Annotated in this window: 21 protein-coding genes and 1 pseudogene; 20 read left to right on the top strand and 2 right to left on the bottom strand. The window is 61.6% G+C overall.

The genetic code is table 11. The features are described from left to right. The first annotated feature begins 489 nt into the window (after nucleotides 1–489). Nucleotides 490–1,938 carry an aldehyde dehydrogenase family protein gene (locus ACIROY_RS04495; protein ID WP_402339988.1) on the top strand — a complete coding sequence of 483 codons (1,449 nt, stop codon included), beginning with the start codon at nucleotides 490–492 and terminating at the stop codon, nucleotides 1,936–1,938. After that, entirely contained in the window at nucleotides 1,919–2,863 is a 945-nt protein-coding gene (locus ACIROY_RS04490) for an AraC family transcriptional regulator N-terminal domain-containing protein (RefSeq protein ID WP_402270721.1), read from the top strand. Before ACIROY_RS04495 ends, ACIROY_RS04490 begins: the two co-directional genes overlap by 20 nt. Nucleotides 2,864–2,866: 3 nt before the next feature. Here ACIROY_RS04490 and ACIROY_RS04485 read toward each other — a convergent pair whose 3' ends face one another. Beyond that, the gene (locus ACIROY_RS04485) at nucleotides 2,867–4,051 is read right to left on the bottom strand and encodes a winged helix-turn-helix domain-containing protein (protein ID WP_402339985.1); all 1,185 of its coding nucleotides are present in this window, start codon (nucleotides 4,049–4,051) and stop codon (nucleotides 2,867–2,869) included. A gap of 335 nt (nucleotides 4,052–4,386) precedes the next feature. On the opposite strand from ACIROY_RS04485, the gene ACIROY_RS04480 reads away from it, so the two are divergent. The 14 genes and pseudogenes from ACIROY_RS04480 to ACIROY_RS04415 all read left to right on the top strand — a co-directional run bounded on the left by ACIROY_RS04480 (nucleotide 4,387) and on the right by ACIROY_RS04415 (nucleotide 17,454). Further along, the gene (locus ACIROY_RS04480; protein WP_402340163.1) at nucleotides 4,387–5,478 is read left to right on the top strand and encodes a porin; all 1,092 of its coding nucleotides are present in this window, start codon (nucleotides 4,387–4,389) and stop codon (nucleotides 5,476–5,478) included. A 481-nt stretch (nucleotides 5,479–5,959) separates the two neighbouring features. After that, nucleotides 5,960–6,823, top strand: coding sequence for a VOC family protein (locus ACIROY_RS04475; protein ID WP_402270725.1), 864 nt, complete (start codon nucleotides 5,960–5,962; stop codon nucleotides 6,821–6,823). Then, nucleotides 6,820–7,521, top strand: a complete 702-nt coding sequence (locus tag ACIROY_RS04470) for a class II aldolase/adducin family protein (protein WP_402339982.1) — start codon at nucleotides 6,820–6,822, stop codon at nucleotides 7,519–7,521. Before ACIROY_RS04475 ends, ACIROY_RS04470 begins: the two co-directional genes overlap by 4 nt. 39 nt (nucleotides 7,522–7,560) lie before the next feature. Further along, nucleotides 7,561–9,030, top strand: a complete 1,470-nt coding sequence (locus tag ACIROY_RS04465; RefSeq protein WP_402339979.1) for a 2-hydroxymuconic semialdehyde dehydrogenase — start codon at nucleotides 7,561–7,563, stop codon at nucleotides 9,028–9,030. Nucleotides 9,031–9,052: 22 nt separating this feature from the next. Then, nucleotides 9,053–9,835 (top strand): 2-oxopent-4-enoate hydratase, encoded by a 783-nt coding sequence (dmpE, locus tag ACIROY_RS04460; protein ID WP_402340160.1) that lies wholly within the window; start codon nucleotides 9,053–9,055, stop codon nucleotides 9,833–9,835. 12 nt (nucleotides 9,836–9,847) lie between these two features. Next, nucleotides 9,848–10,636 carry a 2-oxo-3-hexenedioate decarboxylase gene (dmpH, locus tag ACIROY_RS04455; RefSeq protein ID WP_402339976.1) on the top strand — a complete coding sequence of 263 codons (789 nt, stop codon included), beginning with the start codon at nucleotides 9,848–9,850 and terminating at the stop codon, nucleotides 10,634–10,636. 27 nt (nucleotides 10,637–10,663) lie between these two features. Beyond that, nucleotides 10,664–10,858: pseudogene (locus tag ACIROY_RS04450) on the top strand (4-oxalocrotonate tautomerase); the annotation flags it as partial. A gap of 22 nt (nucleotides 10,859–10,880) precedes the next feature. Continuing rightward, a complete protein-coding gene (locus tag ACIROY_RS04445; RefSeq protein ID WP_402339973.1) occupies nucleotides 10,881–11,834 on the top strand; it encodes an acetaldehyde dehydrogenase (acetylating) in 954 nt (317 codons plus the stop codon). Nucleotides 11,835–11,850: 16 nt separating this feature from the next. After that, nucleotides 11,851–12,861: a 4-hydroxy-2-oxovalerate aldolase gene (dmpG, locus tag ACIROY_RS04440; protein WP_402272421.1), complete on the top strand. Its 1,011-nt coding sequence runs from the start codon at nucleotides 11,851–11,853 to the stop codon at nucleotides 12,859–12,861. Between the two features lie 55 nt (nucleotides 12,862–12,916). Then, on the top strand, nucleotides 12,917–14,272 hold the full coding sequence (locus ACIROY_RS04435; RefSeq protein ID WP_402339970.1) for an MFS transporter: 1,356 nt from the start codon (nucleotides 12,917–12,919) through the stop codon (nucleotides 14,270–14,272). Between the two features lie 85 nt (nucleotides 14,273–14,357). Continuing rightward, entirely contained in the window at nucleotides 14,358–15,530 is a 1,173-nt protein-coding gene (locus ACIROY_RS04430) for a methyl-accepting chemotaxis protein (RefSeq protein WP_402339968.1), read from the top strand. 82 nt (nucleotides 15,531–15,612) lie between these two features. Then, nucleotides 15,613–16,527, top strand: a complete 915-nt coding sequence (locus ACIROY_RS04425; protein ID WP_402339966.1) for a LysR family transcriptional regulator — start codon at nucleotides 15,613–15,615, stop codon at nucleotides 16,525–16,527. Between the two features lie 113 nt (nucleotides 16,528–16,640). Further along, a complete protein-coding gene (locus ACIROY_RS04420; RefSeq protein ID WP_402339963.1) occupies nucleotides 16,641–17,135 on the top strand; it encodes a DoxX family protein in 495 nt (164 codons plus the stop codon). 28 nt (nucleotides 17,136–17,163) lie between these two features. Then, nucleotides 17,164–17,454 carry a YciI family protein gene (locus tag ACIROY_RS04415; protein WP_402270746.1) on the top strand — a complete coding sequence of 97 codons (291 nt, stop codon included), beginning with the start codon at nucleotides 17,164–17,166 and terminating at the stop codon, nucleotides 17,452–17,454. Nucleotides 17,455–17,535: 81 nt separating this feature from the next. Here ACIROY_RS04415 and ACIROY_RS04410 read toward each other — a convergent pair whose 3' ends face one another. Beyond that, nucleotides 17,536–18,105: a TetR/AcrR family transcriptional regulator gene (locus ACIROY_RS04410; protein ID WP_402339960.1), complete on the bottom strand. Its 570-nt coding sequence runs from the start codon at nucleotides 18,103–18,105 to the stop codon at nucleotides 17,536–17,538. Between the two features lie 148 nt (nucleotides 18,106–18,253). Here ACIROY_RS04410 and ACIROY_RS04405 point away from each other — a divergent pair, with 148 nt between their 5' ends. From ACIROY_RS04405 to ACIROY_RS04390, 4 genes are all read left to right on the top strand, one after another. Further along, nucleotides 18,254–18,940, top strand: a complete 687-nt coding sequence (locus ACIROY_RS04405; protein ID WP_402270750.1) for a glutathione S-transferase — start codon at nucleotides 18,254–18,256, stop codon at nucleotides 18,938–18,940. A 302-nt stretch (nucleotides 18,941–19,242) separates the two neighbouring features. Beyond that, complete coding sequence (locus ACIROY_RS04400) at nucleotides 19,243–20,088, top strand: alpha/beta fold hydrolase (protein WP_402339958.1); 846 nt, start codon at nucleotides 19,243–19,245, stop codon at nucleotides 20,086–20,088. 302 nt (nucleotides 20,089–20,390) lie between these two features. Further along, entirely contained in the window at nucleotides 20,391–21,248 is an 858-nt protein-coding gene (locus tag ACIROY_RS04395; RefSeq protein ID WP_402339956.1) for an SDR family oxidoreductase, read from the top strand. A gap of 43 nt (nucleotides 21,249–21,291) precedes the next feature. Then, nucleotides 21,292–21,684 (top strand): VOC family protein, encoded by a 393-nt coding sequence (locus ACIROY_RS04390; protein ID WP_402339953.1) that lies wholly within the window; start codon nucleotides 21,292–21,294, stop codon nucleotides 21,682–21,684. Nucleotides 21,685–21,707 lie beyond the last annotated feature (23 nt).

The raw sequence follows: 21,707 nt of genomic DNA, 5'->3' as shown, positions 1-21,707 counted from the left end.
TTTTATCCCGTTAAAAACAAAAAGGCGCCCGCTCGGCAAGGCATGAATGCCAAGCTAAGCGGACGCCGTTGTCCTGCAGATCCGTCTTTAGATCGGCATTAAAAATAGTAAAAACTGCTGGATCGTCGTTGATCCATGCTCGGACATATGCAAAGCCTGTGCCAGAGCGTCGGATTCCCTGATGGGACATGGCTTGGAGGGCGATTCCGGACTTCGGCGGGGTAGTCGGCCGCAGCATGGCATGCAACGATATATGTCATGTTGTGATGTGTCGCGGTGCAGCCTGCTCGTAATTGGTGCGGTGCATCGGGAGTTTCCGGCCTATGCCCAAAATCAGGAAGAGACTTCGTCGGGGACTTGCCTCTGTGCAAGCTGCCTCGACGAAAAATCCGGCGCTTTGCAGGATCAGGCAATCGTCCGGCAGCATTGGTCTACCGCTGCCGACGGCGCGGCTCTTACCATGGCCTCACGTCATTCACGGGAGTCCACATGCAACATATCAGCGAGATCTACATCAACGGCCGCTTCGTCCAGCCGCATGGAACCGAAGTCATGGAGCTGATCAATCCGTCCGACAGGACCGTCATCGGCGCCGTGCGCCTGGCCGACGAGGAGGATGCGCGCCAGGCCATCGCCGCCGCCAAGGCCGCTTATAAAAGCTGGTCGCGCAGCAGCAAACAAGAGCGCGCCGGTTACCTGCAAGCGATGCATGACGCCATCCAGCGCCGCGCGCCGGAACTGGTCGAAGTCATGATCCGCGAGTACGGCGGCTCGCGCCGCTCCTGCAGCGCCACGGTGGCGCGTTCGGCCAACAGCTTCCTGCAGGCGATCGGATTGCTGGAGAGCTTCGACTTCGTGCGCCAGGCAGGTACCGCCCGTGTGACCATGGAGCCGCTCGGCGTAGTCGGCCTGATCACGCCGTGGAACGCCAACTACGGCTTCATCTGCAGCAAGCTGTCGACGGCGCTGGTGGCCGGCAGCACGGCGGTCATCAAGCCCAGCGAACTGAGCGCCATGCAGACGCACCTGCTGACGCAATGCCTGCACGAAGCCGGCCTGCCGCCTGGTGTGTTCAACATTGTCACCGGTCGAGGCGACACAGTCGGCGCCGAGATCACGCGTCATCCCGACATCGCCAAGATTTCCTTCACCGGTTCCACTGCAGTGGGCAAGCAGATCGCACGCGGCGCCGTCGACACCATGAAGCGCGTCACGCTGGAGCTGGGCGGCAAGTCGCCCAATATCCTGCTCGACGACGCCGACCTGGCGACAGCGATTCCGCAGGCGGTGACCGCGGCCTACTTCAACAACGGGCAGGCCTGCCTGGCGGCGACGCGCCTGATCGTGCCGGAACAACGGCTGGAAGACGTGAAAGTACTGGTCAAGCAAGCGGTGGCGGCGATGAAAGTCGGTCATCCCGGCGACGACGATACGATGCTCGGCCCGCTGGTCACGCAAAAGCAATACGAGCGCGTGCAGAGCTACATCCGTCTCGGCATCGAGGAGGGCGCGGAATTGCTGACCGGCGGTGAAGGTCATCCCGAAGGACTGGCGCAGGGCTACTTCGTCAGGCCGACGGTGTTCGTCAACGTCACCAATGACATGCGCATCGCCCGTGAAGAAATCTTCGGTCCGGTGCTGTCCATCCTGACTTACCGCACTGAAGAAGAAGCAATCGAGATCGCCAACGACACCGTCTACGGCCTGCACGGCTATGTCAGCGGTCGCGATCTGGAGCGCGCCAATCGTGTGGCCTCGCGGATCGTCGCCGGGCGCGTCTTCATCAACGGCTTGTACGACGAACCGCGCGCACCGTTCGGCGGGTTCAAGCAATCCGGCATTGGCCGCGAATTCGGTCCTTATGGTCTGGAAGCCTATGTTGAACCGAAGGCCGTGATTGGTTACGATGGTGCGATCCATGAAAACTTCCGCCGCTGATTCCCGTCACACTTCCGTCACCGCACCGCTCGCGCGGCTGCGGGAGCAGGTCGCCGCGCATTTCGACGGCGTGCCTGCGGCGCAGCGCGACGTCCACACCGCCATTCCCTGGCTGTCCTTCATCCGCCTGAGCCAGCCGACCGCACTCAGCCGCGGCATGCTGGAGCCGTCGATGTGCCTGGTGGTGCAGGGCGGCAAGAAGGTGCTGATCGGCAAGGAGGTCAACCAATACGGCGCCGGCAGCTATGTGCTGTCGGCGATTGACCTGCCGGTGTCCGGTCAGGTGGTCGAGGCGACGGCGGCGCAGCCGTATTACGGCGTGCGCATCGATCTCGATCCCAAGGAAATCGCCGCGCTGATCATTGAACTCAACCTGCCGGCGCCGCCACGGCGAGGCACGCGCGTCGGCGCTTATGTCGATGAGTCGGATGCCGGGTTGCAGGAGGCTTTCCTGCGGCTGGTGTTGCTGCTGGAGCAGCCCAAAGACATTCCGGCCTTGTCGCGCATCCTCAAGCAGGAAATCATGTATCGCCTGATCGCGGCGCGCAACGGCGACGTGCTGTACCACACCGTGTTGTCGCATTATCAGGAAAAGGGCGTCAACGAAGCCATCCAGTGGATCAAGGCCAATTACGCCGAACCGATGGTCATTGACGAGCTGGCCAGGCGCGTGCGCATGAGCGTGTCGACGCTGCACCATCGCTTCAAGGCCGCCACCGTCATGAGTCCCTTGCAATACCAGAAGCAGACGCGGCTGCTGGAGGCACGCCGCATGCTCATGACCGGCAGCATGGAAGCCGCCACCGTGGCCTATCAGGTCGGCTATGAAAGTCCCTCGCAATTCAGCCGCGAATATCGCCGGCTGTTCGGCGCATCGCCGCTGCAGGATGTCGAGTTCCTGAAACAGAACGCCGTCGAGACCTGACGACTATTCTGCCGGCAGGACGGCGCGCATCGACTGCTTTTGGAATTGCTCGAAGCGATGCAGTTCCTGTTCGATCGCGCTCTTGAGCGCTTTCGATTTTTTCTCCATCCACGTCCATTGCTGCACCAGCAGCTTGCCGCTCTTGCGATCCATCTTGAGATCGAGCGCGGCGACAATGCGGTCGCCCACCAGCACCGGGAGCGCGAAGTAGCCGAGCACGCGCTTGTCCGCCGGCACATAGGCTTCGAAGCGGTGTTCGTAGTCGAAGAACAATTCCAGCCGCTTGCGCTGAATCACCAGCGGATCGAAGGGCGAGAGGATGTGCACGCGTTCGCTCGATGCCGGGGCGATGACGCCATCGGACAAGGCGTCGAGCAGCGCCGGCTCGACCCAGTGCTGCTGCCTGGGTGTACTTTCAATATGCACCGCCACCAGCTGCTTGCGCCTGACGGCGGCGGCGATCAGTTCCTTCACCAGCGGCTTGGCCTGCACGCTGCCGTAACAAATCGAATCGAGACTGACCATGCCCTGCGCCTTGAGCGCACGGCGCAGCAGGTATTGAGCGAACTGCTTTTCCGTCACTGGCGCGGGACGGCGCAACCAGTCGAAATGACGGACGGCCAGGTCGTAGGTCTTGAGCATGCCGGTGCGCTTGCTGATCACCAGGTCGCCAATGAAGAAGCCCCAGCGCAGCGCGCGCTTCGATGGCTTGCGGCTGCCCCAGGGATGGGTCTTTTCTTCCAGTACGTCATCGTCGATGTCGCGGATCGAGAGGCCGCCTTCCTTGCGGATACGCTTGAGCAGCGCGGCGTAGTCGGCTTCATCGACGCCAGCGAAAGAGGCGTGCGGATTGAGACGGCGCCGTTTCATTTCCGGCAGGAAGTGGCGGAACTCGGCGGTCGGCACATAGGCCAGCGCATGCGTCCAGTATTCGAACACCGACTTCTCCACTGACTGCGCGTGCTCCAGATCCGCCAACCGGTATTCGGGGATGCGCGTGTACAGGATGTGGTGGTGGCTGCGCTCGATCACGTTGATGGTGTCGATCTGGATATAGCCGAGATGCTCGGCCGCCAGCTGTACCGCAGTCGCACCGCCGCCGAACGGCGCGCTCGTGTCGAGGCGCTGGGCACGCAGCCAGATGGCGCACGCCTGCTGTGAATCAAGGGGTAGGGAGAGATCGCTCATGGGCTGGATTGTAGAGAATTTGAGGCTCGCCCGTGCAAGGCCACCATAAAAAACGGACATAGTCGCTATAGACAATATTTGCTGTCGCACGCTTGCCGGCTTGCGTACATTCCTGAGCAACAAGAACTTGCACGCCAGGCGCGGTTTTCCCGCGCCCGGATGAATGCGGTCGATGGAGACGATGGAAACGAATCACGCCATGGCGCGTTCACGAGACGCCCCCATGCACGATGCAATCGCTTGCATCCACGCCGCCTGCGCAAGTCCCGACGATTTAACACCAGGGAGACAGCAGCATGAAAAAAGCAACAGGAAAAAAATTGGCCGAAGCAAGCATGGTCGGCATCATCGGCCTCAGTGGTATGGGAGCAATGCTCGCCGCCGGCAGTGCGTCGGCGCAGAGCCTGGTCACCATCTACGGCATCGTCGACACCGGCGTGGTCTACACCACCAATGCCAACGCCGCCGGCAATTCGGTCTTCAAGATGCCGACGCTGACCGGCGAGTTTCCGTCGCGCATCGGCTTCAAGGGCACGGAAGACCTCGGTGGCGGCTTGCAGGCGCTGTTCGTGCTGGAGGGCGGCTTTGGCGTCGATACCGGCACCATGGGCCAGGGCAATCGCCTGTTCGGACGGCAGTCCTTTGTCGGCCTGAAAGGCGAATGGGGTCAGCTGATGCTGGGACGCCAGGCCAACATGACTTATTTCTCAACGCTCAAGTCCGACGTTCTCGGTCCCAACATCTTCTCGATCAGCAGCCTCGACAGCTACCTGCCGAACGCACGCAGCGACAACGCGATCGGCTACATGGGCACGTTCTCCGGTGTGACGATCGGCGCCACTTACAGCTTTGGTCGCGACACGTCGACTGCCGGCGGTCCGGCCGCAACCGGTTGCGCCGGCGAAGTCGCCGGTAACGCCAAGGCCTGCCGCCAGGTGACCGGCCTGCTGGGATACGACAACAATGCCTACGGCGCGTCGGTCTCCTACGACATCATGTACGGCAACACCGGCGCGGCCGGCGGCCTGAGCAGCAGCGACAACACCGACCAGCGCATCATCCTGTCTGGCTACGCCAACGTCGGCAGCGTCAAGATCGGTCTCGGCGTGCTGGACCGCAAGACGCGCGCGGCAGCTGGCGTCAATACCAACTCCGACCTGTACTACCTCGGTGCGACCTGGCCGATCTCGGCGGCGCTGGTGCTGGATGGCCAGGTATCGCGCCTGAACGTCAAGGGCAGCGGCAACAAGTCGACGCTGTCGGTGGCCCGCCTGACCTATAACCTGTCCAAGCGCACCGCCTTGTACAGCTCGCTGGGCTACATCAAGAACGGCGGCCAGGCGGCGATCGCCATCGATGCCGGCGGCACCGTCGGCACCGGCAAGAACCAGGCCGGCGTGATGATGGGCATCAAGCACATGTTCTGATTTTTTCCTGCATCCGGACTTGAGAGGAATCTTCCGGCACATTCCGGAAGACGACTTGGCTACGCCTTCGGGCGCGGTTTTCAATGGCGCTTCGGCGCCATTTTTTTTGCGATTTTCTTGCGTCCTTGAGGCGCTTTTTTGCGTTCATTCATCCTGATCCATTCCGCTTGCGAGTCGCTTGTGCAGTGCAATCGGCGGCAATGGTCGACGGTTGCGGCGACATAAAAAAATCACATAGTAGCTATCGAGAACATTTGCTATCCCGATGGCAGGGGCTTGCGTACATTCACGTTCAACAAGAGTTCGCAATCAGTCATGTCGGCAGACGACGTGGCCGGAGATGCGGCCGGCGGAGACAGAAGCCAGCAATGGCTCGCCATCGACATGCCACGACCAACGCGTCGTCGCCCACACGTGCCTGTTTCCTCCGCGCCGCATCGCAACCGCGCCGCGACGTCGCGCCGACTTCAAAGGAAAAGGCATGATCAATCTGCACGACATCCGTTACGTCCGTCTCGGCACCCGCGACCTGGCCGGTGCGGAAAAATACGCCACCACCATCCTCGGACTGGAAGTGGTTCGCCGCGATCCGAAGGCGATCTATTTCCGTTCCGACAGCCGCGACCACACGCTGTGCTATTTCGAGGGCGACACGCGCGATCACACCACGGCATTCGAAGTGGAAGACGGCAGCGCCTTCGACGCCGCCGCCGCGACGCTGGAAAGCAACCGGTTCAAAATTCATCTCGGCAGCGCGCAGGAATGCGAAGAGCGCCACGTGCGCGGCTTCCTCAACTTCAAGGATCCGAGCGGCAACAGCATCGACCTGGTGCTGGCGCCGCATCACAGCGGCCGGCGCTACTTCCCGACACGCGATGCGGGCATCACCGGTTTCAGCCACGTCGGCCTGCGCACTACCGATCCCAAACGCGACGAAGCTTTCTGGACCAAGCTGGCCAGCGCCAAGGTGAGCGACTGGATCGGCGCCGCGCCGCTGCTGCGCATCGACGACGTGCATCACAAGATCGCGCTGTTCCCGTCGACCTACGCCGGCATCCAGCACATCAACCACCAGGTGGAAAGCATCGATGACGTCATGCGTGCCTACTACCTGCTGCTGGAACACAAGATCCCGATCCGCTTCGGCCCCGGCCGTCATCCGACATCGGGCGCGATGTTCCTGTACTTCGAGGGCCCGGACGGCATGACTTACGAGTACTCGACCGGCGTGCGCATGATCACCGAAGAAGACGAACGGACCTATCTGCCGCGGCAGTTTCCGTTTCAACCTGATTCGTTTTGCCAATGGGGCTCCAAGCCCGACATTCCGGAGTTCAAGGCATGAACACGCCATCCATCATCGCTGCATCCGCAGCACAGCAACGCCGGTTGCGCATCGCCGCGCGCGCACTGGCTCGCGCCAATCTGGTCCATGCCTACGGCCATTGCAGCCTGCGCCTGGATGCCGGCCATTTCCTGGTGTGCGCGCCGAAGCCGATGTCGTTGATTACGTCCGCTGATGACGGCGTTGTGGTACCGGTGGACGGCCCGCTGCCGGAAGGCGTGCTCGGCGAGGTGCGCATCCATCAACAGATTTATCGCAATCGTCCCGAGCTCGGCGCGGTGATTCGCAGCATGCCGCCGACCGTGATGTCGCTGTCGACAGCGCGCTGCACGCCGCAGCGCCGCCACGGCATGGGCTCTTACTTTCCCGCGCCGGTGCCGCTGTGGGATGACCCGCAACTGATCCGCACCGAGCAGCAGGCGGCGGGCGTGGCGCAGGCGGTCGGTCAGGGCAACGTCGTCGTCATGCGTGGGAACGGCGCCGTGGTCGCCGCGCCGACGCTGGAAAAAGCATTGGTCCTGACTTGGTACCTGGAAGACGCCGCCCGCGTCGAACTGCAGGTGCGCAGCGCCGGACTGGAAGCGCAGGGCGTGGTGCTGAACGATGAAGAAGCAGCACTGCGCGCCACCGACGCCGGCCGCATTTTCGAACGCATGTGGGATTACCTGAGCGCAGGCGACCCTGAAGCAACTTTCTGAATCAATTATTCGAATCAACTGGAACGGACAGGAACAGACATGAGTAGAACAGAACGGGACAAATTTCCCAACTTCATCAACGGCAAGTGGGTCGAGAGCGACAGGTATTTCGAGAACCGCAACCCCGCCAACAACGCGCTGATCGGCACTATCAGCGAAGCCGGCCAGGCCGAAGTCGACGCCGCCGTGCAGGCCGCGCGCGATGCACTCAACGGCCCGTGGGGCAAGATGTCGACCGCCAAGCGTTCGGAGATGATGCACGCGGTGGCCGACGGCATCATGGCGCGCTTCGATGAATTCGTTGCGGCGGAAATCGCAGACACCGGAAAACCCTATTCCTTGGCGAGCCATCTCGACATTCCGCGCGGCGCGGCCAACTTCAAGATCTTTGCCGACGTTGTCAAGAACGTACCGACCGAAAGCTTCGACATGGTCACGCCGGACGGCGGCCAGGCGTTGAACTACGGCGTGCGCGGTCCCAAGGGCGTGATCGCCGTGATCTGTCCGTGGAACCTGCCGCTGCTGCTGATGACCTGGAAGGTCGGCCCGGCGCTGGCCTGCGGCAATACCGTCGTGGTCAAGCCGTCGGAAGAAACGCCGGCCACCGCAACCCTGCTGGCCGAAGTCATGAACGAAGTCGGCGTGCCTCCCGGTGTCTACAACGTGGTGCACGGTTTCGGCAAAGACTCGGCGGGCGAATTCCTGACGCGCAATCAACATGTCAACGCCATCACCTTCACCGGCGAGACTGGCACCGGAGAAGCCATCATGGCGGCCGCTGCCAAAGGCGTGCGTCCGGTATCGATGGAACTGGGCGGTAAAAACCCGGGAGTGGTGTTCGCCGACGCTGATTTCGACAAGGCGGTCGCCGGCATCGCGCGCGCCGCCTTCGACAACTCGGGCCAGGTCTGCCTCGGCACCGAGCGCGTGTACGTACAGCGTTCGATCTTCGACAACTTCGTCGCCGCATTGAAGGCCAAGGCGGAGAGCTTCAAGCTCGGCGATCCACTTGCCGACGGCACCAACTTCGGCCCGCTGGTCTCGCAAGAACATCGCCGCAAAGTGCTGTCGTATTACCAGAAGGCCGTGGAAGAGGGCGCGAGCGTGGTCACCGGCGGCGGCATTCCGGTCCTCGACGATGCGCTCAAGGACGGCGCCTGGGTGCAGCCGACCATCTGGACCGGCCTGCCGGAAAGCGCGGCAGTGGTGCGCGAAGAAATCTTCGGACCGTGCTGCCACATCGCACCCTTCGACACAGAAGACGAAGTCATTGCGCTCGCCAACGACACCCCCTACGGCCTGGCCGCAACGGTCTGGACCAGCGACGTCGGCACTGCGCATCGCATGGGTCGCGCACTGAACGTCGGGATCTGCTGGATCAACTCGTGGTTCCTGCGCGACCTGCGTACAGCCTTCGGCGGATCGAAACATTCCGGCATCGGCCGCGAAGGCGGCGTGCATTCGCTTGAGTTTTATACCGAATTGAAAAACGTCTGCGTGAAACTTTGACCTTGAGGAAACCATGAGCACCATGAACAACGCCGACATCGAGAGATACGGCAACGAGCTGTACCAGGCACTGGTCGACTGCACGCCCGTCGATCCGCTGACCGGACGTGTCCCCGGCATCGGCATCGAAGACGCCTACCGGATCCAGCTGCACATGATCGCCCGTCGCGTGCAGGCCGGCGAACGCATCATCGGCAAGAAGATCGGCGTCACCAGCAAGGTCGTCATGGACATGCTCAACGTCGGCCAGCCCGACTTCGGCCACCTGACGTCGGCGATGGTCTGCAACGACGGCGATGCGATCGTCGTGAGTGGCCTGATCGCGCCCAAGGCCGAGGGCGAGATCGCCTTCATCCTCAAGCATGAACTGGCCGGCCCCGGCATCACCGAAGCCGACGTGCTGCGCGCCACCGACTATGTGTTGCCATGTTTCGAGATCGTCGACTCGCGCATCCGCGACTGGAAAATCAAGATCGAAGACACCGTCGCCGACAACGCCTCCTCGGGTGTGTTCGTGCTCGGCGACACCGCCGTCGATCCGCGCACGCTGGACTTGCGCACGGTCGGCATGACGCTGGAAAAGAACGGCGAGATCGCCGCCACCGGCGCCGGCGCCGCAGCGCTGGGCAATCCTCTGACTGCCGTGGCCTGGCTGGCCAACACGCTGGGCGCGCTCGGCATGCCGCTGGAAGCCGGCGAAGTCATTCTCTCCGGTTCGCTGGCGGCGATGCTGCCGGTGCAGGCCGGCGACAGCCTGCGCATGAGCCTGGGCGGCATCGGCTCGGCCTCGGTGCGTTTCATTTAAGGACAACAAATCATGCAACTGGACCAAGCAACTATCGCGGCGCTGGCGGAGCATCTGGAAAACGCCGAGCTCAACGCCACCGCTGTCAGCAAGATCACCGACAAGCATCCCGACATGGACTGGGAAGACGCCTACGCCATCCAGGATGCGATCCGCGCGCGCAAGGAACAGCGTGGCACGCCGGTCTCGGGTCTCAAGATGGGGCTGACTTCGCCGGCCAAGATCAAGCAGATGGGCGTGAAGGAACCGATCTACGGTTTCCTCAACGGCCTGCATGCATACCGGACCGGCGCCACCATCGACACGTCATCGCTGATCCATCCGAAGGTCGAAGCGGAAATCGGCTTCGTGCTCAATCGCCCGCTCAAGGGACCGGGCTGCCACATCGGCGAAGTGCTGGCGGCGACCGATTATGTGGTGGCGACGGTGGAAGTGATCGATTCGCGCTATGAAAATTTCAAGTTCGACCTGAAGAGTGTGATCGCCGACAACACCTCGGCGGCGCGCTATGTGGTCGGCGACCAGTACCGCCAGGTCGGCGGCCTGGACCTGCGCAACCTCGGCATCGTGCTGCGCAAGAACGGCGACGTCGCCACCGTGGCGTCAGGTGCAGCGGTGCTCGGCCATCCGGCGGCCAGCGTAGCGATGCTGGCCAACATGCTGGGCGCGCGCGGCAAGGAAATCCCGGCCGGCGTGCTGATCATGACCGGCGGCGCCACCGAAGCGATTGCAGTGGAAAAGGGCGACCGCATCATGGTCGATTACCAATGGCTGGGTTCGGTCGAGATGCAGTTCTCCTGATCCGCCACAGAAACCAAGCAAGGGAAAAACATGCCGATCATTCAAGTGAACCTGATGGAAGGCCGCAACGATGAGCAGAAGGAAGCGCTGATTGTGGCGCTGACCGAGGCCACCGTACAAAGCATCGGTGCGCCGCGCGAAAGCGTGCGCGTGCTGCTCAACGAATTGCCGAAGGCGCATTTCGGCATCGGCGGCAAGAGCGCCAAGGCGCTCGGACGCTAGAGAACAGGAAAGAGAGAATCACATGAACAGCAACGCAAAAATGAAAGTCGCCATCATCGGTTCCGGCAACATCGGCACCGACCTGATGATCAAGGTGATGCGCAACAGCAAGCATCTGGAAATGGGCGCCATGGTCGGCATCGACGCCGGCTCGGACGGCCTGGCGCGCGCCGCCCGTCTCGGCGTGCCGATCACGCACGAAGGCATCAACGGCCTGTTGAACCTGCCTGGATTCGAGGACATCCGCGTGGTGTTCGACGCCACCAGCGCCGGCGATCATCCCAAGCACAATGCACTCTTGCAGCCGCACGGCATCAAGGTCATCGACCTGACGCCGGCCGCCATCGGTCCCTATCTGGTGCCTGTGGTCAATCTGGAGCAGCACCTCGACAGCAGCAACGTCAACATGGTGACTTGCGGCGGCCAGGCCACGATTCCTGTCGTGGCGGCCGTGTCGCGTGTGGCCAATGTCCACTACGCCGAGATCGTGGCGTCGATCTCCAGCAAGTCCGCCGGTCCCGGCACGCGCGCCAACATCGACGAGTTCACCGAAACCACCTCGCGCGCCATTGAAACCATCGGCGGCGCCACCAAGGGCAAGGCCATCATCGTGCTCAATCCGGCCGAGCCGCCGATGATGATGCGCGACTCGGTGTTCTGCCTGTCCGAGCCTTGCGATCAGGCCGCGATCGAAGCCTCGGTGGCGCAGATGGCTGCCGAGGTGCAGAAGTACGTCGCCGGCTATCGCCTCAAGCAACGCGTGCAGTTCGATGTGATCAGCCCGGAGCAGCCGCTGAACATCCCCGGCGTCGGCAAGATCAGCGGGCTCAAGACCTCGGTGTTCCTGGAAGTCGAAGGCGCCGCGCACTACCTGCCGGCTTATGCCGGCAACCTCGACATCATGACCAGCGCGGCGCTGGCCTGCGCGGAACGTTTTGCGCAGCACGCGCTGTCGACTGCTGCACTGGAGAATTGAGATGACCGGCACCACTATCACCATGAAGAAAATCTATATTTCCGACGTCACGTTACGCGACGGCAGCCATGCCGTGCGTCACCAGTATTCGCTCGAACAGGTGCGCCGCATCGCCGCCGCCCTCGACGCCGCTCGCGTCGACAGCATCGAAGTTGCCCACGGCGACGGTCTGCAGGGATCAAGCTTCAACTACGGCTTCGGCGCGCACAGCGACCTCGAATGGATTGAAGCTGTCGCCGACACCGTCAAACATGCCAGAATTGCGACGCTGCTGTTGCCCGGCATCGGCACCATCCACGACCTCAAGAATGCTTACCAGGCCGGTGCGCGCATCGTGCGCGTGGCCACCCATTGCACCGAAGCAAACATTTCGCGCCAGCACATCGAATACGCGCGTGAGCTCGGCATGGACACGGTCGGCTTCCTGATGATGAGCCACATGATCGCGCCGGCCGAACTGGCGGCGCAGGCCAGGCTGATGGAAGGCTACGGCGCGACCTGCATCTACGTGGTCGATTCGGGCGGAGCGCTGACGATGAACCAGGTGCGTGATCGCTTCCGTGCATTGAAGGACGTGCTCAAGCCGGAGACGGAAACCGGCATGCATGCGCACCACAACCTCAGCCTCGGCGTTGCCAACAGCATGGTCGCGGTGGAAGAGGGCTGCGACCGCGTCGACGCCAGCCTGGCCGGCATGGGCGCCGGCGCCGGCAATGCGCCGCTGGAGGTGTTCATCGCCGCTGCCGAACGCATGGGCTGGAACCACGGCTGCGACCTGTACGCGCTGATGGACGCCGCCGACGACATCGTGCGGCCGATGCAGGACCGGCCGGTGCGGGTCGACCGCGAGACGCTGGCGCTGGGTTATGCCGGCGTGTACTCGAGCTTCCTGCGCCATGCCGAAACGGCCTCGGCCAAATACGGCATCAAGACCGTGGACATCCTGGTCGAGCTCGGCAAGCGCCGCATGGTCGGCGGGCAGGAAGACATGATCGTCGACGTCGCGCTGGATCTGGCGAATCGTTGATCAAGCAGAACAAGAACGAAAAAACTAAAAAATAATGACTCAGGAGGAGATATCCATGACTATCAAAAAAACCGTGACGATCGATGAGATCATCAGTTCCAGCAAGCTGTCGCTGTACCAGATTTCGGTGCTGGTGCTGTGTTTCATCATCGTCGCCATCGACGGTTTCGACACCGCCTCGATCGGCTACATCGCCCCGGCCTTGCGCCAGGAATGGGGCCTGTCGCCGGCCCAGCTGGGACCGGCCTTCGGCGCCGGCCTGTTCGGCCTGATGATCGGGGCGTTCCTGATGGGGCCGCTGGCTGACCGCATCGGTCGCAAGAAAGCCATCCTGATTTCCATGTTCGTGTTCGGTGTTGGGACGCTGATTTCGGCGTTCTCGACTTCACTGCAGATGCTGACGGTGATGCGTTTCCTGATCGGCATCGGTCTGGGCGGCGCAATGCCGATCTGCATCGCCTTGACCTCGGAATTTTCTCCGCAGAAACAGCGCGTGCTGCTGGTGACGCTGAGCTTCTGCGGCTTCACGGCGGGCTTTGCGTTGGGCGGCGAATTGTCGGCGCAGATCATCGCGAGCTACGGTTGGCGCGGCGTGCTGATCCTGGGCGGCATCGCGCCGCTGGTGCTGATTCCCTTCCTGTGGCGCCTGCTGCCGGAGTCGGTGCGCTATCTGGCGGTGCATCCCGAGAAAGCAGCGAGCTTGCACAAGGTGATCGAGCGCATCGTCGGCGACAAGCGCTGGAGCGAGCACACAATCCTGGCGGGTGACGCCGTCGGCAAGCAGAAATCTCCCGTGTCGCAATTGTTCGTCGGCGGTTTCGCCAAGCGCACCTTGCTGATCTGGGTGGCGTACTTCTGCTCGCTGTTCGTGTTCTACCTGCTGTCGAGCTGGTTGCCGACCATCATGAAAGATGCCGGCTACTCGATTCCGACTGCCGCACGTATCGGCGCCATGGTGCCGCTGGGTGGCACCATCGGGGCGATCGTGCTGGCGCGCATGATGGATAAATTCAATCCGTGTGCGGTGTTGTCGGGTTCCTATTTCCTGTCGGGCATCGCGCTGATCTCGCTGGGTTACGTCATCCACAGCTCGGGCTGGCTGGCCTTCGTCGCCTTCTGGATCGGATTTGGCGTGGTGGGTGCGCAGACCGGGATGAACGCCTTCGTCGCCGGCATCTATCCGACGGCGGCACGGGCAACCGGTATTGCCTGGGCGCTGGCGGTGGGACGTATCGGTTCGATCATCGGCTCGGTCATCGGCGGCGCGCTGATGATGACGCTGGGCAATCCGCAATCGCTGTTCCAGGTGATTGCCGCACCGACCGCGCTGGCCGCTGTCGCACTCTTTGTCGTCAACTCGCTGCACCGCGAACGCATCACGCCGGCGCCGGTCGCCGCCGACGCGCATTGAGCGCGGCGCCGTGGGCAGATTTGCTCGCGGTGCTCGCATCCCAAAAAATTCTTGTCGGTTGCGGATGGATAACGCAGGGGGACGCATGTTTTCATTTTTATATCTGATTCGCACCAAGCTGGTCCTGATGTTCGGCGCCTGCGCGGCGCTGAACCTGGCGCTGGGCGCGATTGCGCTGACGGCAGTGAACGGCGCGCCCCGCATCGATGTGGCGCCGGTCGCTGCGCTGATGGCGGCTGGCGTCGCGCTCTGCGCATGCAGTGCACGCCATCTGATCGGCATCATCTGCGGCGGCTTGCGGAGGCAATGCGGGAAGTATGAAGAGCTGACCGTGTTCATGGATTTTTCCAAGCGCGCGGTGATGCCGCGCAGGGACGAATTCGGCAAGTCGGCGGTGGCCTTCAATCGCCTGCTGGCGCACATCGAAAAGACCGTGGTCGGCGTACGCGACGCCAGCCGGTCGGTCGCCATCACCACCGCGCAACTGGCGGAAGGCAACATGGCGCTGTCGGCACGCACCGAGCGCCAGGCGGCGTCGCTGGAAGAAACCGCCTCGACCATGACCCAGCTCACCGGCCGCGTGCGCGAGACGGCGGCGAGTTCGCAGCGCGCCAGCACGCTGGCCGGCAGCGCCTCGTCATTGGCCGATGCCGGCAGCAACGCGGTCGACGCCATGACGGGCACCATCGGCCAGATCAGCGAGAGCTCGGGTAAGATTTCCGACATCACCGGCCTGATCGACGGCATTGCATTCCAGACCAATATCCTTGCGCTCAATGCGGCGGTGGAAGCGGCGCGCGCCGGCGAGCAGGGGCGCGGGTTCGCGGTGGTGGCGGTGGAGGTGCGCGCATTGGCACAGCGTTCTTCGGCGGCCGCGCGCGAGATCAAGCACCTGATCGATTCATCCGTCCTGCTGGTCGACGACGGCTTGCGTCAGGCGGTCGCGCTGGGCGGCACGGTCGGCAAGGTGCGCCAGGCAATCCGCGAAGTATCGGGCATCGTCGGCGAAATTGCCGACGCCTCCGGCGGCCAACTGGCCGGGATCGAGAGCGTGAACGCAGCGGTCACGCAGATGGACGGCATGACCCAGCAAAACGCCGCGCTGGTCGAACACGCCGCAGACGCAGCGCAATCGCTGCAAGAGCAGGCCGGCAAGTTGACGCAGGCGATTGCCGCGTTTCATACTGGAGCGGTCGAGGCCGCTCCGCTTGAGGCGGTTGCACTTGCGCGCGGGCCTTTGCAACTGGCACGGGCATGACAGCTGGACAGGTATCGCCGCGGCGGCATTTTGTGACACACTGCGCGGGAGACATTTAATTTGAGAATCTGACCAGGCAATCATGAGAGTCGATCTGAATCTGTTGCGGCTGCTGCTGGCGGTCTACGACACCGGCAGCGTCACCGCCGCCGCGGCCCAGCTCAAGCTGAGCCAGCCCACCGCCAGCGCGGCATTGGCGCGCCTGCGCCATTCATTCGGCGACCCCTTGTTCATCCGCCATGCCGGCGTGATGTCGCCGACGCCGCGTGCACAGAACCTGATCGACAAGACGCGCGAAGTGATTGGCCTGATCGACTCTGAGATCCTGCGCAGTCCCGATTTCGATCCCGAGGTCGCCACCGACGAATTCGTGTTCTGCCTCAGCGCCATCGGCGAGATCGTGTTTTTGCCGACGTTGTTCGATTTCCTCAAAAAGGCGGCGCCCAACACGCGCATCCGTTCGGTCAGCCTGCCGCCGCACAAGCTGGAAGAGGCGCTGATCTCGGGCGAGGTGGATCTGGCGCTTGGCTACTATCCGGACATCAAGGAAAGCGACGTGTTCCAGCAGCGCCTGTTTTCGCACGACCTGACCTGCATGGTGCGCACCGGCCACAAGATCAAGGGGCCGCGCATGACGCTCAAGCAATTCACCGAGGCCGAGCATGCCTTCGTCAAGGATGGCGGGCGCAGCCAGGAGATGTTTGAAGCCGAGCTGGTGGCGCGCAAGATCGAGCGCAAGATCGTCTTGCGTACCTCGCACTACATGAGCATTCCAACGATCATCGCACGCTCCGACCTGGTAGTGGTGTTGCCGCGTCCGGTAGCCAATGCCTTCGCCGGCGCGAAGAACGTGCGCGTGATTTCGGCGCCGATGGAAATCCCCAAGTACGATCTCAAGATGCACTGGCACCGGCGCTTCCACAAGGATCCCAAGATCGTGTGGTTGCGCTCGGCGGTCACCAGCTTGTTCACGGAGCATCCGGGTTCGGCGGGCTAGCATCGCCGACACTATTGGCCTGCGCCGAATAGTCAATTCGCTGGCAGGCCATTTATCTCCCGCGCCATAGCCGCGATGATGGCGTCTGGCTCTCAAACGGATACAGGTGCTTCGTGCAAAAAACTTCCCCGACCACAACGGCTCCGGCTGCCGGCCGCTTTGTCTTTCCGGCGCTGGTGCGCTGGTATGCGCACGGCGAGGGCGTGGCTTATGCATTGCTGCGCCTCGGCTACGGCGCCATCATTTTTACCCATGGCCTGCCCAAGGCGCTGGGCGTGTCGCATGGCTCAATGGCCGATCCGATGGCGGGGTCGATACGCATGATCGGCGAGGTCATGGGCCTGCCGTTTGCGCCGCAACTGGCTTTCCTTGTGATGCTGCTGGAGACCGTCGGCGCCGCCATGCTGGCGCTGGGCCTGCTGACGCGGCCGCTGGCCTTGCTGATGCTGATTGAAATGATTGCCATCAGTTACGCCATGGGACCGACCTGGCCGTGGATCGACCGTGGCATCGAATATCCGGTGCTGCTGGGACTGGTCGCGTTGTACATGATGCTGCGCGGCGGCGGCGCGTATTCGCTGGACAGCCGGATGCAGCGCGAAATCTGAACCCTTTACTTGTCAGGAAAGAAATGCCATGAAATTCGTCAACTATCTTGCCTACACCGATAACCAGCAATTGCTGGCTGACCATGCGCCGGCTCACAAAGACTACGTCAAGAGCCTGCTCGACGCCGGCAAGCTGGCCTTCGGCGGGCCGTTTCCGGACGGCAGCGGCGGTCTGCTGGTGTATGAAGTCGCATCAAAAGAAGAGGCGGAGTCCCTGCGCAACCAGGACCCGTTTGCACTGGCCGGCGTGTTCGTGCGGTCGGAAATAAAACCGTGGTTGCTGCTGGCGATCAATCCGGAGTTGTCGGCGCAGCAGTAAGGAGCAGTGAAGACGCATCCATCAAATCAGGCCCTCACCGGGCCTTTTTTTGCAACCGCGCTGATTTCTGAAAGAGGATGATCAGGGAATGAAGCCGGCGTTACGATAGCTGTCGACGATCTCGTCGTAGACGGCGATGTCTTCATGTCCGCGCGCCATCAACTGTGCGCCGCCGATCGCCGCGAAGATGCTCATGGCCTGGCGGCGTACGGCTTTCTTCGATTTCGCTTCGGGCGCGGCTTGCGTGAGTACTTCCGTCAGCCAGTCGATATTGACGTCGTTGAAACGATTGACTTCGGCGCGCACCTCCGGCGGCAAGTCGTTGTGCTCGGCCGACATGATGCCGCACAGGCACATGCGGTTGTCGTCCGCCAGCGCAGCCCGGAAGATTTCCGCATATTTCTTGACGCGGGTGCGCGCATCCTTGTGCGTCTCCATCAGGTTTCCCAGATAGGCGCTGCCGTCTTCCGTGTAGCGGCGGGCGAGGGCCGCGCCGAGGTCGCCCTTGGTCGGGAAATGATAGTGCACGCTCGCGCTCTTGATCCCGACTTCCGCGGCCAGATCCCGAAAACTCAGCGCGTTATAGCCATGCGCCTGCACCGTCTTGCGGGCGGCGGCCATGATTTTCTCGCGGGTGTCGATTGCATTCATGATATTCAAAAACCTCTCTATCGGTAGATAGTTGTTGACAGCGGCATTGTACTACCTTATTGTCTATCTATCGATAGATAGATAAATGGCTGATAGGCAACATTACGAATATCGATACAACGACAAACATTCAGAAGAGGAATCAACAATGAAGATCTATGACCGCCCCGGTTTCCCCAATCCTGCCCGCATTCGCATCGTGCTGGCGCAAAAGAACCTCGATTCGCAAGTGACGTTCGAATCGGTCGACCTGATCGGCGCCGAGCACAAGCAAGCCGCGTTTCTCTCGAAGAATCCCTCAGGCGTGCTGCCGCTGCTGGAACTGGACGACGGCACGCTGATCTCGGAAAGCACCGCGATCACCGAGTACCTCGACAACCTCGACGGGAATCCGGTGCTGACCGGCCGCACGCCGAAGGAAAAGGCGATCATTCATATGATGCAGCGCCGCGCCGAGAGCGGCCTGATTGACGCCGTCGGCATTTATTTCCATCACGCGACACCAGGATTGGGCGGCGACCTGGAAAAATACAAGAGTCCGGAATGGGCGCATCGCAAGGAATGGGGCGAACGCGAACGCGCCAAGGCGCTGCAGGGCATGGCGTATTTTGACGGCATCCTGCGCGACAACAGCTACGTCGCGGGGGAGCAATTCTCGATGGCCGATATCACAGTGTTCGCCGGCCTGGCGTTTGCTGATGCGGCGGGGATTCCGATCGCTGCCGAACTGAGCGCGTTGCAGGCCTGGCGTGCGAAAGTGGCGGAGCTGCCGGCGGTGAAGAATCGCAGCGGACAGGCGTTTGTCGAAGAAGATTTGCGTCGCCTGGGATTCTGAGTCGCCGGCCGCCAGCAAACGGAAATTGAGAGCAGTCGCAAGAAGCGCCGTCCTTCGTGAGAGGGGTGGCGCTTTTTCATGCCTGCTTTGAAAATGGAAATCGCTCGGTGACGTCGATGTGAAAAGTCGTTACTTGCATAATGAAATTAAGTCGCGTATAAAGCAATCTGGTTTCAATTTAAAACCATTTATTGTCGACTTTTATCATCAACCATCAGGAGAAAAACTTGATCCCGGCACACGCAGATTTTGACAAGACCTTTCCATTCGCACCGCATTTCGAGACAGTCAATGGATTTCAGATGCACTACGTCGACGAGGGAGATCGCTCGGGCGAAATCGTGTTGTGCCTGCATGGCGAGCCGACCTGGGGCTATCTATATCGGTCGTTGATCACGGCGCTGCGCGGAGACTACCGCGTGGTGGTGCCCGACCACATGGGCTTCGGCAAGAGCGAGACGCCGCAAGATCGCAGCTACTGGTTGCAGGATCACATCGACAACCTGGAAAAATTCGTTCTGCAGCGGGACCTGAACGACATTACGCTGGTGATGCACGACTTTGGCGGTCCGGTCGGCATGGGCCTGGCCGCACGCCATCCGGATCGGATCAAGCGCATTATTTCCACCAACGGCCCGACGCCGTTCGGACAGCCCGACGGGTTGGAACGCTTGCTTAAAAACGCGGCCATCGCACCGTGGTTCCAGTGGATCGTGAAAGCCAATGAAGACGGCAGCCTGGAACAGGTATTGGGGCAACTGGATTTCAATATTCTCAGCACCATGAAGATCAACGGCTTCGAAGACAACAGCGTGATCAACGACGCATGGATTGCCGCCTACGGCACGCACTTCGCCACGCCGCGCGATTGCCTGGGCGCCATCGGCTGGGCCAAGGGTTTTGCAACCGGTGCGCATCAGTTCGAAGAGCCCGACGCGGCGGCGATTGCAACGATCCGCAGCAAGCCGGCGCTGGCAGTCTGGGGCGATGCAGACAAGACGTTGCATCCGCATCTTTTCCTGCCGCTGTTCACGGCGCTCTTCCCGAACGCGGATGTGCATCGCATACCGGTAGCGGGGCATTATTGTTTTGAAGATGCGCCCGATCAGATCGCCGATATCATCAAACGATTCCTGCAAAGCAATTGAGTAAGCCGCGGCGGGCGTGTCCGAACGTCCGCCGCACGACAGCATTTTTACGGTGTTGACCACCGTCCAAATTTTCGGCTAAACTCAGTTCCGCAGTCGATCCACCGATTGCCGTAGGCGTTACCGTCATCCAACGCGTCCCCTTCGAGAGGAGCCCAGCAGGGCAGTTCCCGATGATTCAGGACGCCGTTACGATGACCGCATATTCTGCCCTCCTGGGCATACGCCTATCTGGAATTTTCAGATGACAGATTTGCCAGTTTTCGATATCCGCCGCTTGCGCGAAGGACATCGGCTGGACCGTGTTCGCCTTGTTGATTCTTTACAAGGCGATCCGGAGGGAGAGGCAGAACCTTGCGGGTCTGGTTGGCGGCTTTACCGCAACCGAACTAAAAGGTAATTCAATGAAACTCACCGGCAATACCATTCTCCTGACCGGCGGCACCAGTGGCATCGGCCGCGCGCTGGCCGAGGCGCTGCATGATCGCGGCAATCGTGTCATCGTCACGGGGCGCCGTCAGGCCCTGCTTGACGAAATCACGAACGCGCGTCCCGGCCTTGTCGGGCTGAAACTCGATGTGAATGACGCGACGTCATTGGCGCAGCTGTCGCTTCAGATGCGTGAGCGTTTTCCGCAGCTCAACGTGCTGATTGCGAATGCAGGCATATCGCACATCGAGGACATGGCGTCTGATGACTGGACCGCGGATGATGCGGAAGCGATCGTCCAGACCAATATCCTGGGCGTGCTGCGCGTTGCGGCTGCGATCTTGCCGCTGCTCAAAGGAAAGCCCAACGCGGCATTTCTGGCGACCAGTTCCGCGCTGGCCTTCGTGCCGCGCGCGGATTTTCCGACGTACTGCGCCAGCAAGGCGTTCCTGCATTCCTGGTTGCAATCGCTGCGACACCAGATGCGCGGTTTTCCCATCGAGGTGCTGGAACTTTCACCGCCTTACGTGCAGACCGGCTTGACCGGGGCCCATCAGATTAATGATCCGCGTGCGATGCCGCTGCAAGACTATTTGGCGGAGGTGCTGCGCCTGCTGGAAAACAGCGATACGCCACGCGGCGAAGTGCTCCTCGAGCGCGATCTCCCTCGGCGCTGGGCGGAGCGTGATGGCGGCTACGACGCCATGTTTGCGGTCATGAATCCGGCGTGAAGAACAAGCATCCTTATTCCTGAATTTAAGAGAGAATTTTTATATGACGACTCAATGCACCGGGCCGCTGAATCACCTCAGCCTGCCCACAAAGAATCCCATCGCCACCGCTGCCTTTTTTGAACAGCATTTCGGCTGCCAGATTGTCGCCGTCGGCGAACATATCCTCCTGAAACGGGACGGCTTCGATATCGTGCTCGACCACACCAACGATGAAATCAGCTGGCCTGCGAATTTCCATTTCGGTTTCGAGATGGCTACGCTGGCGGAGGTGAAGCAGCTTTACCGGACCTTCAAGGAACAAGGCGTGTTGATGGAGACCGAGGTTTTCAATAACTCGCGCGGTTCGCGGTTCTTTTGCCGGATGCCCGAGGGGATCATGATTGAAGTGAATACGCGGGAGGACAGGGAGGAGAGCTGGAAGAAGTTGTTCTGATTCGTTTGCAGACGTTTCTCGTT

The organism is Herbaspirillum sp. NPDC101396, assembly GCF_044767365.1.
Classification (GTDB): Bacteria; Pseudomonadota; Gammaproteobacteria; order Burkholderiales; family Burkholderiaceae_D; genus Herbaspirillum.
The sequence above is the reverse complement of the archived record's forward strand: the minus strand, read 5'-3'. Positions and strand labels throughout refer to the sequence as shown.

Bases quoted from the DNA above. Each gene is read 5' to 3' on its own strand.
- ACIROY_RS04495 (WP_402339988.1), top strand. From the start codon at position 490: ATGCAACATATCAGCGAGATCTACATCAACGGCCGCTTCGTCCAGCCG.
- ACIROY_RS04490 (WP_402270721.1), top strand. From the start codon at position 1,919: ATGAAAACTTCCGCCGCTGATTCCCGTCACACTTCCGTCACCGCACCG.
- ACIROY_RS04485 (WP_402339985.1), bottom strand. From the start codon at position 4,051: ATGAGCGATCTCTCCCTACCCCTTGATTCACAGCAGGCGTGCGCCATC.
- ACIROY_RS04480 (WP_402340163.1), top strand. From the start codon at position 4,387: ATGGTCGGCATCATCGGCCTCAGTGGTATGGGAGCAATGCTCGCCGCC.
- ACIROY_RS04475 (WP_402270725.1), top strand. From the start codon at position 5,960: ATGATCAATCTGCACGACATCCGTTACGTCCGTCTCGGCACCCGCGAC.
- ACIROY_RS04470 (WP_402339982.1), top strand. From the start codon at position 6,820: ATGAACACGCCATCCATCATCGCTGCATCCGCAGCACAGCAACGCCGG.
- ACIROY_RS04465 (WP_402339979.1), top strand. From the start codon at position 7,561: ATGAGTAGAACAGAACGGGACAAATTTCCCAACTTCATCAACGGCAAG.
- dmpE (WP_402340160.1), top strand. From the start codon at position 9,053: ATGAACAACGCCGACATCGAGAGATACGGCAACGAGCTGTACCAGGCA.
- dmpH (WP_402339976.1), top strand. From the start codon at position 9,848: ATGCAACTGGACCAAGCAACTATCGCGGCGCTGGCGGAGCATCTGGAA.
- ACIROY_RS04445 (WP_402339973.1), top strand. From the start codon at position 10,881: ATGAACAGCAACGCAAAAATGAAAGTCGCCATCATCGGTTCCGGCAAC.
- ACIROY_RS04435 (WP_402339970.1), top strand. From the start codon at position 12,917: ATGACTATCAAAAAAACCGTGACGATCGATGAGATCATCAGTTCCAGC.
- ACIROY_RS04430 (WP_402339968.1), top strand. From the start codon at position 14,358: ATGTTTTCATTTTTATATCTGATTCGCACCAAGCTGGTCCTGATGTTC.
- ACIROY_RS04425 (WP_402339966.1), top strand. From the start codon at position 15,613: ATGAGAGTCGATCTGAATCTGTTGCGGCTGCTGCTGGCGGTCTACGAC.
- ACIROY_RS04415 (WP_402270746.1), top strand. From the start codon at position 17,164: ATGAAATTCGTCAACTATCTTGCCTACACCGATAACCAGCAATTGCTG.
- ACIROY_RS04410 (WP_402339960.1), bottom strand. From the start codon at position 18,105: ATGAATGCAATCGACACCCGCGAGAAAATCATGGCCGCCGCCCGCAAG.
- ACIROY_RS04405 (WP_402270750.1), top strand. From the start codon at position 18,254: ATGAAGATCTATGACCGCCCCGGTTTCCCCAATCCTGCCCGCATTCGC.
- ACIROY_RS04400 (WP_402339958.1), top strand. From the start codon at position 19,243: ATGCACTACGTCGACGAGGGAGATCGCTCGGGCGAAATCGTGTTGTGC.
- ACIROY_RS04390 (WP_402339953.1), top strand. From the start codon at position 21,292: ATGACGACTCAATGCACCGGGCCGCTGAATCACCTCAGCCTGCCCACA.